The 13403-nt window shown below is 47.7% G+C and carries 10 protein-coding genes; 2 read left to right on the top strand and 8 right to left on the bottom strand.

Annotated features, from left to right (window positions below; all coding sequences use genetic code 11):
* Window positions 1-628: 628 nt before the first annotated feature.
* The 8 genes from V7Z60_RS06210 to V7Z60_RS06175 form a co-directional block, all read right to left on the bottom strand.
* Window positions 629-1009, bottom strand: a complete 381-nt coding sequence (locus V7Z60_RS06210) for a DUF956 family protein (RefSeq protein WP_334116981.1) — start codon at window positions 1007-1009, stop codon at window positions 629-631.
* A gap of 99 nt (window positions 1010-1108) precedes the next feature.
* The gene (locus tag V7Z60_RS06205; protein ID WP_334116980.1) at window positions 1109-2023 is read right to left on the bottom strand and encodes a PTS system mannose/fructose/sorbose family transporter subunit IID; all 915 of its coding nucleotides are present in this window, start codon (window positions 2021-2023) and stop codon (window positions 1109-1111) included.
* Window positions 2024-2037: 14 nt separating this feature from the next.
* Window positions 2038-2847 carry a PTS mannose/fructose/sorbose transporter subunit IIC gene (locus tag V7Z60_RS06200; protein ID WP_334116979.1) on the bottom strand — a complete coding sequence of 270 codons (810 nt, stop codon included), beginning with the start codon at window positions 2845-2847 and terminating at the stop codon, window positions 2038-2040.
* Between the two features lie 34 nt (window positions 2848-2881).
* Complete coding sequence (locus tag V7Z60_RS06195) at window positions 2882-3868, bottom strand: mannose/fructose/sorbose PTS transporter subunit IIA (protein WP_334116978.1); 987 nt, start codon at window positions 3866-3868, stop codon at window positions 2882-2884.
* A 30-nt stretch (window positions 3869-3898) separates the two neighbouring features.
* Window positions 3899-4414, bottom strand: coding sequence for a PTS system mannose/fructose/N-acetylgalactosamine-transporter subunit IIB (locus V7Z60_RS06190; protein ID WP_334116977.1), 516 nt, complete (start codon window positions 4412-4414; stop codon window positions 3899-3901).
* Window positions 4404-4823 carry a PTS sugar transporter subunit IIA gene (locus V7Z60_RS06185; protein WP_334116976.1) on the bottom strand — a complete coding sequence of 140 codons (420 nt, stop codon included), beginning with the start codon at window positions 4821-4823 and terminating at the stop codon, window positions 4404-4406. The genes V7Z60_RS06190 and V7Z60_RS06185 overlap by 11 nt, the downstream gene beginning before the upstream one ends.
* Window positions 4824-5119: 296 nt before the next feature.
* Complete coding sequence (locus tag V7Z60_RS06180) at window positions 5120-7957, bottom strand: sigma-54-dependent transcriptional regulator (RefSeq protein WP_334116975.1); 2838 nt, start codon at window positions 7955-7957, stop codon at window positions 5120-5122.
* A 252-nt stretch (window positions 7958-8209) separates the two neighbouring features.
* Entirely contained in the window at window positions 8210-9838 is a 1629-nt protein-coding gene (locus V7Z60_RS06175; RefSeq protein ID WP_334116974.1) for a peptide ABC transporter substrate-binding protein, read from the bottom strand.
* Window positions 9839-10033: 195 nt separating this feature from the next.
* On the opposite strand from V7Z60_RS06175, the gene V7Z60_RS06170 reads away from it, so the two are divergent.
* Window positions 10034-11788, top strand: coding sequence for an ABC1 kinase family protein (locus tag V7Z60_RS06170; protein WP_334116973.1), 1755 nt, complete (start codon window positions 10034-10036; stop codon window positions 11786-11788).
* A gap of 219 nt (window positions 11789-12007) precedes the next feature.
* A partial coding sequence (locus V7Z60_RS06165) for a glycosyltransferase family 39 protein (protein ID WP_334116972.1) occupies window positions 12008-13403 on the top strand: 1396 nt, incomplete at its 3' end.

Here is a 13403-nt window from a genome sequence, read left to right as displayed (position 1 = left end):
AACAGGAAGCCCTGCACATTTGCTTATCGAAACTTTGTTCAGTTTTCAAAGATCTGTTTCATAGTCATCTAAGTGACAACTCTTAAATTATATCAGTCATCAGCATCCTTGTCAAGAACTTTTTTGAAATGTTTTTGAATAAAAATTCATTTCTCTCAACTCATCTGTTTCAACTGACAACTCTTTAAGTTTATCATATTGAGCAAACGATGTCAATGATTAATTTATTTTACCGAGCTGCCGACTTTGCGTTAAGCCATTGCTCAACTGACAACGATATTAACTATACAGGCATTTTGACTGTTAGTCAAGAATATTTTGGAATTTATTTATTAAAAAAATTGACTGGAAACATTCTTTGCCAATTTGCCTTTTTTGTTCGGAATGAAACTGTTTTTTTATGTATCAAAGCAATTTTTATTCATTGATTAAGAAGAACAATATCAGTTATCTACCTTGAACAAGTATTTTGAAAACATCCAGGCCAGCCGCCTGACGACGGCAAGTGTTAACTGATAAAAAACCGAATCATTAAAAAAGTTTCAGCTGCCAAAACAGGCATGAAAAAGACTCCTCCCGGTAAAATTCGGAAGGAGTCTCTTGAAGGCGCTGCATTTGACAAGACAAGCTATTTCCTATTAGATGAAAACTTGTTCCTCAATGCCCTTCTAATGACCTGGAAGAACGTCAGCGAGCGAACCATGCGTTCTGGTTCGATGTACTCCCTGACGGCACGCAGGACCTTTCTCGGCTTCTTGGAAGAAAACGTAAACGTTCCGTTCTTCTTCGTCTGGAATCCGTAACGCGGAATCCAGCGGCCCTTGAACATGACGGAGGCAATCACCAGATCAACCTCCGTCCAGGGGATCTGAATATTCTTGCGGACGTCGCGGTCATTGAAGAATTCAAAGCCCTTGTCGCCAATCATGATTTTGCCGTAGTCCGTCAGCCCCATGTGTGACGTTCCTTCGATTACTAGATCTACCTTAGTATTGATTGATTGAACCATTATGATACCCTCCGCCATATTGTCTGATACTTCTTATTATACAACAAAACGGTCTCATCCCAACGGAACAAGACCGCATTATAATCATTTACTGATAGATTACATCAAGCCGATTACGTGGAATACGATACCGACAACGAAGATTCCCAGGATGATGACAATTGGGGAAACCTTCTTCTTCAAAAGCCACATGCAGAGGAATGTCAGAAGCAATGCAGCCAGACCTGGAATCAACTGATTAAGGTTGTCCTGAAGAGTCGTAACCTTCGTCGGGTCAAGTGCAAGTCCGTTTGCCTGCTGTGTCAAGGCTTCCTTGATGCCGGCAGCACCCTTTGGAAGCTTGTCCCATTCAATGTAGGCACCCTTTGAAAGAGTTGTCTTCGAAACGACAGGCGTGAAGTTGATTGTAACCCAGCGTTCAATCAAGGCACCGAGCACGAACATACCCATGATGGATGCAAGGCTTGTAACGTATTGCAAAAGTCCGCCCGACATGTCGTCCGTAATCTTGGAACCTGCGCGGTAGCCGAATTCCTGTGTATACCACATGAATGCCCAGCGGATGATGTTCCATGCAACAAAGAAGATAATCGGTCCGAGAACATTGCCGCCAAGGGCAAGTGAAGCACCCAGGGCACCGAGCATAGGACGAATTGTGAACCAGAAGACCGGATCGCCGACACCGGCAAGAGGGCCCATCATGCCGACCTTAACACCCTGAATGGCAGTATCATCAACGGCTGCGCCATTGGCACGCTCTTCTTCAAGAGCAAGCGTAACACCCATTACAGGTGATGCAAGATACGGGTGCGTGTTGAAGAATTCCAGATGGCGCTTCAAAGCTGCCGTGCGTTCTTCCTTTGTCTTGTAGAGCTTCTTGATTGCCGGAATAATTGCGTAGCACCAGCCACCGTTTTGCATACGTTCATAGTTCCATGAACCTTGCAGGAACGTCGAACGCCAGCAAACGGCCAGACGGTCTTTTTTGGTTAATTGAATCTTGTTTTCAGCCATGTTCCTGATCCTCCTTATTCGTAGTCTTCGAGAATGTCACCGAGCGGATCGCCGGTATTGCCGTTGCCGCCGTTGCCATTGCTGCTTCCGCCGTTGTTCTTGAGTTCAAGATAAATCAAGCCGAAGGAGATGCCAAGAGCACCAAGGGCAATCAATGTAAGGTCGGAAACGGCTGCGATGACGAAGCCGATTGCAAAGAACGGCCATACTTCACGCGTAGCCATCATGTTGATAACCATTGCGTAACCTACGGCAACAACCATGCCGCCGCCGATGGACATACCATCTGACAGCCATGCAGGCATTGCTTCCAGGGCACTCTTAACGGCACCCGCAGGAATAACCAGCAAAGCTGCCGCAGGAATGGCGATACGAAGGCCTTGCAGGCAGACAGCGATAATCTGCCAGATTTCAATCTTGCGGTAGTTCCCTTCTTCAGCTGCCGCATCCATGATGTGAACGATAGGAACGGCAAGTGTACGAACGATCATCGTCAGGAACAAACCGGCAACAGCCAGAGGAACGGCAATTGCAATCGCCGTACCGACACCCTTAACGCCCTGGTCGCCTTGAACTAAAATAATTGCAGATGCGACAGATGCCAGCGCAGCGTCAGGGGCAACGGCAGCACCGATGTTTGCCCAGCCTAAGGCAATCATTTGAAGCGAGCCGCCAAGAATGATACCTTCTGTAAGATGGCCCGTAACCAAACCGATTAACGTACATGCCACCAGCGGTTGATGGAATTCGAATTCATCAAGAATACCTTCCATACCCGCTAGGAAGGCAACGATAACTACTAAAATCATTGATATAATAGACATATCTTAGTCCTCCTGTTCTATTGAGAATGAAACTTTACATTCCGAGCTCTTTGCGAGCCTTGTCAACAATCTCATCCATATTGTCATGAGAATCCGTCGGAACCTTGCGGACGTCGAACTTGATTCCGAGTTCCTTCAGCTTGTCAAACGTTTCAACGTCTTCCTTGCCTAAGGAAAGCACCTTGTTCACGGCAACCTTGCCGACAGAGTGTGCCATTGAACCGATGTTGAGTTCCTTGATGTCAACACCGCCTTCGATTGCCTTAAGGGCATCTTCCGGTGTTTCAAAGAGAAGCAAAGCTTTCGTATTCCCGAAACGAGGATCTTTTGAAACTTCAATCATCTTGTCAATCGGAATGACGTTTGCCTTTACTCCAGGAGGAGCTGCTTCCGTGATCAGATTCTTGCGGAGCTTGTCATGTGCAACGCCGTCCGAAACAACGATGATTCTTGTCGGTTGCGTCGTCTTCGTCCAGGCCGTTGCAACCTGTCCATGAAGCAGACGCGAGTCAACGCGCGCAAGCACGTATTTGATGTGACCATCGCCAAGAACTGTTCCAGGAGGGATTGCCCCTGCCGGCTCACTGCTTTTTGCCGCTGCTTTTGGTGCTTCCTTCGGGGCCAGTGATTCAGGCTTGACCTTGACACCGTCCTTGCCGGCTTCAACAAGGTGTGCCGCAATGTCCTGAGCCTTTTCCATTGAAAAACGTGATGCGTAAGCTTCGATTACCATTGGCAAATTCATGCCGGCAACGATTGCCCACTTGTCCTTATGTTGTTCAACCAGATTATTGGCCTGGTTGAACGGTGTACCGCCCCAGAGATCGACTAAGAACAGGACTTCATCCTGATTTTCGAAAGATGCGACTGCTTCTTCCATCTTAGCTCTGATATCGTCCGGGCCTTCACTTGGCATCAAGGTAACGTGTGCGACGTTTTCCTGCTCACCAAAAATCATTTGACCTGATTGGAAAATTCCGTCTGCAAAGCTACCATGACTTGCTAGGATAATACCTACCATTTGTGTTGCCTCCTATACATAATTTTTGAACTACTTCAGCTTTTGGCTCGTATCATGAACAAATTCCTTTTCACAAAGACATTTCCAGAAATCCTTTCTGGCATCGCTTGGAACCTTGCGATAATCAAGTTCGATTCCGCGACGATGCATCCAGATGAACACGGTCACGTCGTCATGATTCACTGCGATTGTATCAGTCACCATCTTACGGGTGGTGTCAAAACTGATTGATCCGATGTTTACCGAAGGAACCTTGATTCCCCCGGAAATCAGCCTCATTGCATCTACCGGATTCTCAACTAAAATCATTGCATTAATAAAATCAAAGCGCGAATCATAATAAATACGAAGCATTTTTGAGATGGTCAGGACATTTGCCCTGACCCCCGGTGGTGCGGCCTGCATAATCAACGTCTTGCGCAGATTGTCCCTGGCAACGCCGTCTGAAACGACAAGAATGCGGTCAGCCTTTGTCGTCTTAGTCCAGCTCGTTGCCACCTGCCCGTGCAGCAGCCTGCTGTCGATTCTCAACAATCTAACATCCATCGTCAATGTCATCACCGGCTTCATAGTGTCTGATTCCGTACCGACCGGTTTCTTCCAGGATGGAAACAACCTCACCCAATGGTCTGCCCGATTGTCTCAGAACATACGACTCAACCAGCATTGCAAGGTTCACGCCGCCAATCAGGCCGTAACGTTCCGGATTTTCATCGACGAGGGCCTTTGCCCCGTTAAATGGAGAACCGCCGAACAAATCGCACATGAAAAGCACCTGGTCATCTTCCGGCACTCCAGCCAAAACAGTTCTGTATTTTTCCCTGATATCGTTCAGATCTTCGTCAAGATCAAATTCCAAGGCGGAAACGCCGTCCTGACGGCCGAATATCATATATGAAGATTCGACCAGTTCTACGGCAAGCTTTCCATGACTCGAAACAATCAATCTCAGCATACGATCATCCCCTTATCAAAGATTTTCCTTACACATAGCATATAGCAATTACCGTGCCAACTTTGTGTATCAAATTCAGAGTTGAGATTAAAAATTGCTTTTTTCTTCATATCTTTTATTTCTCTCCCAATTCAAAACGTCTGTCATTCCAGTTTTAACAGCATTTCAAAATATAATCATTTCTTTTCGATGCATATTCAAAAAAGATATTCACTAAAAATTCACATATTTTTCTTGTTATTTGTTGTCAAAAAAATGTTTGATACACTAATTTTAGTGTATCAAACACATCTGTATCATTCGTTTCTGCTTTCTGTATCAATCAATTTGATAATGTAATACATTTCCGAATCGGCAAATCTGACGTTAAGCCGGTCCTCCAGCATCTGATCGGCCTTCTGCACACTCGGAAACAGCTTGTTGGTTCTCATTTCGCTCAATTCCGATTCCGTCGCGGAAATCGGTGCCTGCAGCAGTGCACGTTCGATTGCCCCTGCCAGATGCATCACCAGCCCCATTCGTTTCGACTGACCCAGTTCCCTTTTCGAATCCCGTTCTATCAGATCGCAGTAATTCCACAAAATCCCGATAACCTTCCTTGGGTTGATGAATGTATAGTACTGCTCCAGATACTGGCATGCCGTCCTCTCGCTCATCGACAACGACTCTTCACCTGAACTTCCGGAGTTCAATTCGTAGTATCGGTCAGAATCTTCCAAAAGCTGGATGAACTCGCTGCCGCCCCCTTTAAACAATGCATCCAGGGAAATGAACGGAACGCCGATGTCAGGATTGACGATTCCCGTTGCAGCGATTATACGATAATTCTGTTCGAGCTCTTCAATCCGGCCATCCATTCCGACAACGGAAATCGGAATGACGACGACGTCATCAATCAGTTGATCGACTAAGATATTATCAATCATCTGCTTGATTTTTCTGGCGGTTCCTTCACCTGTCGAACATATTGCAATGATTGCGCGCTGCCTGGCAACATCAGTCTGACTTGACGAATGTTCTTCATCCTTATGAGAATAATATCCGTTGAAGTCACGCAATTCGGCATAAACGGTCTTCAAATCGCTGTCTATCAGGGAAGTCTTGCGAGCCGCTTCCAAAACCATTGCCGTCGTCACCATGTCAATCGTTTTAACGGGGATGTCGGTTTCGTTCGTAATCTGCTCGCTGAAAGTACTGAGCGATCCCATGTCCACCAGCAGCAACACGCCGTTTCCCTGGTCAACTTCCCTGACTTTTTCAATGATTCCCTCCAATGCGGCCTTCGGGCTCATTTCAAGCGACATGTCAAATGAAACAAGGTTTTCTGCCCCGAGCAGCTTATTTACAACCTGAACCATCGAAGAGGCAGTGCTGTTTCCGTGTGCCGCAACCACCACTCCAACGCTTCCGCTTTTCGAAACGGAATTCAATGAGACGAGCAGCACGGCCAGGTAATAGACTTCCGATTCCGGAACAATGAACTTGTAATGCTGTTCAATCATCTTCTTGACCTGTTCGGCAAGCCGCAAATCTTCGGGATAGTCCTTGACCATCGTCACGATATCTCCGGAAACGGCCCTCATCGGCTTTCCCGAGCGGATTCGCTTGATAAACGAGCTGATGTGCAGGCTCATCGCATAGACGAAGTTGTCTCCGGCATTGTAGTCGTAATCATTCTGCAGTCGTTCCCTGATTTTCTTGGTCAGATCGATTGTGCTCTGATCAACGATTTCATTAAGATTCGTTTCCTTTTGATCAACCTTTGCCTCACGGTAAAATGACTTCAAATGCAGGTTGATGTCCGTCAGAATGAAGTTGTTGATTGCAGGCTGGTCCAACCCCTCTTCCTTCAGCAGGGAAGCCTTGGAACCGATGATTTCATACAAGTTATAAGGCAGTTCATAGCTGTCGCTTTCTGATTGAATCTTCGAAGCATCATTCGGGTGAACAATCATCATCGGTTCCAGCAGACGGGACAGTTTGCTTAATTCCGTCCTGTTGTTGGCGAGTCGCGGAATTCCGTCCTTGATATTTTGCGGAAGCGAGTCAAACTCAATCTCCATTTCATTTTCATCCTGCATGCTGTTCAGAAATGCCTGTGCACAGACAAGCTGAATGTTTGATTTGAGCTGTCCGACATTACCGAATGTCACGCTTCCAAGCAGTGCCTTGACGACGTCTTCGCTCAGCTTGATGTCCTTGTCCGTTCGATTTGCTTCAATCCCAAGCAGCTGTCGCAGAAGCTGCAGCTGTTCTCTTGCACTTCTCTGACTGAAACTGGGCATCTTGATCATAATCGGTATTCTTCTGACAAACGTCTGAAGCAAGGAGCTTTCAGGGTCTTCCGTCGTTGCACAGACAAGCCTGACGTCTGCGTGATGCGACTTGGCAGTTTCCCCGAGACGATTGTACGTTCCGTGATCCATGAAATAAAAGATCATTTCCTGACCTTCAGGCGGCAATCGATGAACCTCATCCAGAAAAAGCATCCCTCCGTCCGCTTCCTGAATCAGTCCGTCATGATCCTCAGTTGCTCCCGTGAATGCCCCCCTGGCATACCCGAAGAGATGCGACATCAAAAGCTGTGGGTTGTGCGCATAATCGGCACAGTTGAACGTCGTGAACTTCTGCTTCTTGATGACCCCCTTATTCATCGCAAAACGATACATTGCATTGGCAAAATAGGTTTTACCCGAACCGGTCGGGCCCGTAATCAGGACATTCAATCCCTGTGGCGGATATAAAATGGCAGCCTTGGCCTGTTCCACCTGATTTTTCAGACTGTCATTCCTGCCGATGAAATTTTCAAAAACGTCCTGAGGAATGTCTTTTTCATAATCGTCATCGTCTGATTCAGGCAGTCTTGCATTGGCAAATCCGGTAATCTGCGACTTGCGCTGCGAATATTCACCGACCTTGTTTCTGCTCTGAATCTCACGTTCAGCCAGCAGATACCTGACGGGCCTGCCGTCGATTTTCCGAAGCCTGCCCTCACGAACCAGAACGTTCAATTCCTTGCTGACGTTGTTCCTGATGATTCCGAGAGCCTCCGAAATCTCGGTCGTCGTGTATCCTTCCGGCTCGATGCTTGCGTTTTGCTTGATATACTCAAAAATCGTGTCCTTGCGCGTCATCAGCTTCACCTCTTCCATTGTGTATCAATAATCTTAGTGTATCACAAACCATCCGGAACTGTAGATAATTGCAATCCGAAAATGGCAGACCGCTTTGTCCCATTTAATGAAGAAAAGTCAAAAAAATATGCCGTGGCTATCCTGTCACCACGGCATATCATAACTGATTAGACATTTCAAAAACTCCTCGTTAAAGAGTCCCATGCATTTGCGGCGCATGAACCATACTGAAATGTCCTTGATTAAATTCGATTATTTGGCAATATATGCTTCCTTCCAGTTGTATGAAACACCAGCCGTATTATGAATGACGCCCTTGACGTTCGTTCTGATCAGTGCCGGAGTGTTCAGCTGGAACAGAGGAATGATTGGCTGTTCTTCATTGAGCAGCTTGGAAGCCTTGACCATGTCATTCCAGCGCTTGGACGTATTGCCGGCATCCGTCGTCTTGGAAGCTGTAATCAGCTTGTCGTATTCGGCATTCGACCACTTGCCGTTGTTATACGGATTGCCTGTAGTAAAGAGATCGAGGAAGCTGATTGCATCAGAGAAGTCAGCAGACCAGGCATTTGCCAGCAGTTCAAACTGACCCTTTTCCGCACGTGCCAGACGTGTCTTGAACGGAACATTTGCAACTTCAACCTTGATTCCCGGCAGATTTGCCTCCAGCTGGCTCTGGATGAATTCGGTAATCTTCTTGGCAGCATCGGTGTCATCACCCAAAAGGGTAATCGTCATGCCGGATTCGCCAAGTTCCTGAAGCCCTTCCTTCCAGAGCTGTGCGGCCTTCTTCTTGTCAAGCGTTACGCCGACCTTGGTCTGGGCAGCTGTTGCGAAGTCCGTTCCATTGTTCTGGACGAGTCCTGATGAGACAACGCTCTTGGACGGAAGCGTGCCGCTTCCCATGACCTTGCTTGCCAGCTGATTGCGGTCGATGGCATAGCCGATGGCCTGACGGATCTTCTTGTTTTGGAATTCCTTCTTCGTCTGGTTGAATTCAAGGTAGTTCGTACGTGCTTCCTTTACGACCGTGTAGCCCGGATCGTTTGACAGCTGCTTGGCCTGTTCGGTTGACAGGATCGTCTCGTCAAGCTTCTTGCTCTGGTAAAGGTTGTATGAAGTCGTCGTGCTCTTGTTGACCTTGAAGTTGATCTTGTCAAGCTTGACGTGCGACTTGTCCCAGTAGTCCTTGTTTCTGGCAAGTGTCCAGGAAAGGTTCGTTCCCGTCCATCCGGTCATCTTGAACGGTCCGTCATATACCATGTACTTGGATGATGTGCCGTACTTCTTGCCGTACTTCTCAACCGCGGCCTTGTTCTGCGGGAAGAAGCTCGGGAAGCCCATCAGCAGCTTGAAGTACGGAACCTTCTTCGTTAAGGTGACAACGACCTTGTATTTACCGACGGCCTTGATGCCAAGCGTTGACGGAGCTTTCTTGCCGGCCGTGATGTCATCGATGTTCTTGACGCCTTCAAAGAGATAAGAGTACTGCGACTGGGTCTTCGGATCGACCGTCCGGCGCCAGGAATAGACGAAGTCATCGGCTGTAACCTTGTCACCGTTTGACCACTTGGCATTCTTGCGCAAATTGAAAGTATATGTAAGTCCATCTGAAGAAACTTTGTAAGACTTGGCAATCCCCGGTTCAACCTTGGAATTCTTGCCGATTCTCAAAAGTCCTTCCATTGAGTTGTTCAGCATGTCGAAACTGATCGTATCAGTTGCCTTTGACAAATCCATCGTCGGAAGTTCGGAAGCTTCATTCCAGTTCAGGACTTGCTTGGAGGAACCGGAACCAGATTTTGACCCGCATCCGGTAAGAGCCAGGCCTGCTGCTGCCAGCGTTGCTCCGGTGGCAAGAAGTTTGTTAAAATTTTTCATACGCATAATCCCCTGTCTGAAAATTTAAAATTCTCTAAAACTTGATTAAATTATATTACAACGATTTGAACTATGCAAGAATTTTCTAACTTTAAATTAATTTTTGATTAATGGTATTTTATTCTCCCTTACATCACAAAGCATTTCATGTTCTATGATACAATGTTTCCATAAACGCATAAGGAAGGGTTCAAAATGAACGACGAAAACATCTCGAAAATCGAAGAAATAACCGGCAGGGATCAGCGTAACCGCATGCTTGAAATCGTCAGAATCATGCGCAGACACGATTTCGTACGCAACTTCATGAAACAGCAGAATCCGGAAGAAGTCAGACTTGCACTGGAAGAACTCGGTCCGACGTTCATCAAGGGCGGACAGATTCTCTCCACCCGTCCCGATCTGATCTCCCCTGCATTTATCAGCGAATTCAAGAAACTGCAGGATGACGTCCAGATCGATTCGTTCGAAACCGTCAGCAGGACTTTCCATGAACAGACCGGAAAAAACATCAGCGACGTTTTCGACAAATTTGACGAAAAGCCCTTTGCTTCGGCTTCAATCGGTCAAACTCACCACGCTGTTCTAAAAAACGGAACGCAGGTCGTCGTCAAGGTTCAGCATCCTGAAATCAGAGAACTCGTCGAAACCGACCTCACACTGTTCCGTCAGGCCTTGAAAATTCTGAAACTTGCCCCGGAAATCACCGTCGTGGACCCGGAAGAAATCCTGAATCAGCTGCAGGAATCTCTCCTGAATGAGATCAATACCGAAATCGAAATCAAGAACGGTCTGGAATTCCATCGCTTAAACGACCATGACGGAATCATCGAAGTTCCAGTCATATATGAAGAATATTCGACCCAGAAAATCCTCGTCAACTCGAAAATGGAGGGTGAAAGCATCAAGAAACTGGCCGCCCGTCCGCTTTCGGACAATCCGGACGAGCGCAGGCTCCAGAAAAAGGAGCGCACATACATCGCAGACGCATTGGTCAAAAACTTCATTAAACAGGTTTTCGTCGACAATTTCTTCCATGCGGATCCGCACCCTGGAAACATCCTCTTCCATCGCCTGAAGCCAGGCGATCCGCGCCTCGATGAAGTTGAAACGACACACGAATTCGAGAAAAAATCGGGCAGCATCAAAGCAGACATCAGAGCCGGGCGAAAACTGCCACCCTATCGGCTCGTCTACCTCGACTTCGGAATGATGGGCAGACTGTCTCCGCTTCTTGCAGACGGCATCGCCAGCGTAATCGTTGCCTTAAGCAAGAAGGACACTCAGGAAATCAGCCAGGCCGTTCTTTCCATCTGCAACCGCACGGGCGAAGTCGACGAAGAAGACTTCACGGATCAGCTCGGCATCTTCCTGACGCCTTATCTCAAGCAAGGACTGGGGCAGATTGATTTTCCGGTCATGCTCTACAGCATCATCAAACTTTGCCGCAAAAACAATCTTCAAGTCAAACCGGAAGTCACGCTGCTGGTCAAGGCATTCGGATCGCTTGAAGGCATCGTTGCCCAGCTCGATCCGGATCTGTCATTGATGGATGTCGCGCGTCCGTTTGCCAAAGAATATTTCAAGCGCAAGTTCAATTGGAAAAACGAGCTTGATGAAGATCTGATGGCTTTCGGGCGTGCCGTAAAATCCACTCCGCAAATCCCGGTCAAAATTGAAAGGCTGCTTGACACCCTGAACCAGGGTCGCGGCAGATTCACCCTGCGCTTCAAGGGGCAGGACAAATTCATCGACCGCGTTGAAATAATCGTCAACCGGCTGATCATCACGATCATCCTCGCATCAATCATTTTGAGCTCCTCCCTGCTCGTCCAGGGCAGCACAGAACATCCTGCCATCTACAACATCGGCGTGGCCGGATACCTGATCTCCTTCGTCGTCATCATCTGGATGGTTGCCTCGGCAGTCTGGCGCCATTTTAAAAAGTGAATTTCACATCAAGGTCCGGCCTGCACCGGGCCTTTTCATTTGTCAAATGCCATTGATGATTCCGAAAAAAAGAGATGAATCCTGCAGAAGGAAAACATGTCGATGCAGTTTCTTATCATCTCCTTATGAATATGTTTATCTTTTCTTAGAGTGATGCAAAACTTTTCTTCAATTTAGCCCTGTAAACTGAATCCATCATTCAAGGAAGGAAGTGTTCTCATGCACTTGACAGACAGACTCAAAAAACTGAACCCCAGGCTTGCTGCAATCCTGATTGCAGCAGCCTTTCTATACGGATGGAACATCTGGCAGGCCGGCAGCGCAAACAGCTATTATACCGCCGCAATCATCAGCATGACCAAAAGCTGGCACAACTTCTGGTACGCCAGTTTCGATCCGGCCGGCTTCATCACCGTTGACAAACCGCCCGTTGCATTGTGGTTCATGGCAATTTCAGCCAGAATCTTCGGCATCCACGGCTGGAGCATCGTCCTGCCGTCGGTCCTTTTCGGGATTGCCTCAGTCTACCTGCTCTATCTGATGGTCAGACCTTATTTCGGTCAGCGTGCTGCGGAAATCAGCGCACTCGTATTGACGCTTACCCCGATTGCAGCGGCTAATGCCAGAACGAACAACATGGACACGACTTTGCTGTTCTTTCTGCTTGTTGCGGGATACATACTCCAGAAGGCAGTTTCCAAGAGAAAGCTCATGCTTGTCCTGGTCTCATTTGCCGTCATCGGCATCTCGTTCAACATCAAAATGCTCCAGGCCTTCATGGTCCTGCCCGCAATGTACGTTTTCTACTGGGTTTCCTCAAACAACACCTGGAAGAAGAAGCTGCGGGACCTTGGCCTTGCAACGATTGTCCTGGCGGTTTTCACGCTGATCTGGCCGCTTTCGGTCGATCTTACGAATCCATCAAAGCGTCCCTATGTCGGAAGCTCTTCGTCAAATTCAGTGCTGGAACTCGCATTCTCTTATAACGGCGCCCAGAGACTTCTCGGGCAGTCAACCGGCATCGGCGGCCGCTTCTCAGGTATGGGCAACAGACAAAAGAGCAAGGCATCAAAGGCAAAGACCCCGCCTGCAGGAAACGGGAAGCAGGGAAAGAAGGCTCCCGGAGGACAGCCGAACATGAAGGCAGCTGCCCCTAAGGGAAACGGTCAGCAAAACGGGGGTAATAATCCGTTCAATGTCGGAAAGGCAGGACCTTTCAGGGTCTTCCAAAAAGAGCTTGGCGGACAGATCAGCTGGCTTCTGGCATTTGCAATCACCAGCCTGACTGCCGTCTGGACGGCACTTAACGAACAGCTCAAGAAATGGACCAGGCTTGATGAAAAGCGTCGCCAGCTGCTTTACTGGTCACTTTGGCTGATTCCGACGGCCGGATTCTTCTCGGTCGCAGGCTTCTTCCATCCTTACTATACGGTCATGATGGCTCCACCGATTGCAGCTCTTTCAGGAATCGGATTTGCGCACATGATCTCGCTCAAAGGACAGAACTCAAAACTCAAGGCGCTCTACAGCATCGGCTTGTTGATCACAACGATGCTTCAGGCATGGTACGTTTCAGAATACAGCGTGATTCTGGCAGTTCTGCTTGCTTTTTGTT

The organism is Ligilactobacillus sp., assembly GCF_036846325.1.
Taxonomy (GTDB): Bacteria; Bacillota; Bacilli; order Lactobacillales; family Lactobacillaceae; genus Ligilactobacillus.
The sequence above is the reverse complement of the archived record's forward strand: the minus strand, read 5'-3'. Positions and strand labels throughout refer to the sequence as shown.

Coding starts and splice junctions, on each gene's coding strand:
- V7Z60_RS06190 (WP_334116977.1), bottom strand. CDS start 4,414: ATGGATGTTAGATTGTTGAGAATCGACAGCAGGCTGCTGCACGGGCAG.
- V7Z60_RS06205 (WP_334116980.1), bottom strand. CDS start 2,023: ATGGCTGAAAACAAGATTCAATTAACCAAAAAAGACCGTCTGGCCGTT.
- V7Z60_RS06175 (WP_334116974.1), bottom strand. CDS start 9,838: ATGAAAAATTTTAACAAACTTCTTGCCACCGGAGCAACGCTGGCAGCA.
- V7Z60_RS06185 (WP_334116976.1), bottom strand. CDS start 4,823: ATGCTGAGATTGATTGTTTCGAGTCATGGAAAGCTTGCCGTAGAACTG.
- V7Z60_RS06210 (WP_334116981.1), bottom strand. CDS start 1,009: ATGGTTCAATCAATCAATACTAAGGTAGATCTAGTAATCGAAGGAACG.
- V7Z60_RS06170 (WP_334116973.1), top strand. CDS start 10,034: ATGAACGACGAAAACATCTCGAAAATCGAAGAAATAACCGGCAGGGAT.
- V7Z60_RS06200 (WP_334116979.1), bottom strand. CDS start 2,847: ATGTCTATTATATCAATGATTTTAGTAGTTATCGTTGCCTTCCTAGCG.
- V7Z60_RS06180 (WP_334116975.1), bottom strand. CDS start 7,957: ATGACGCGCAAGGACACGATTTTTGAGTATATCAAGCAAAACGCAAGC.
- V7Z60_RS06195 (WP_334116978.1), bottom strand. CDS start 3,868: ATGGTAGGTATTATCCTAGCAAGTCATGGTAGCTTTGCAGACGGAATT.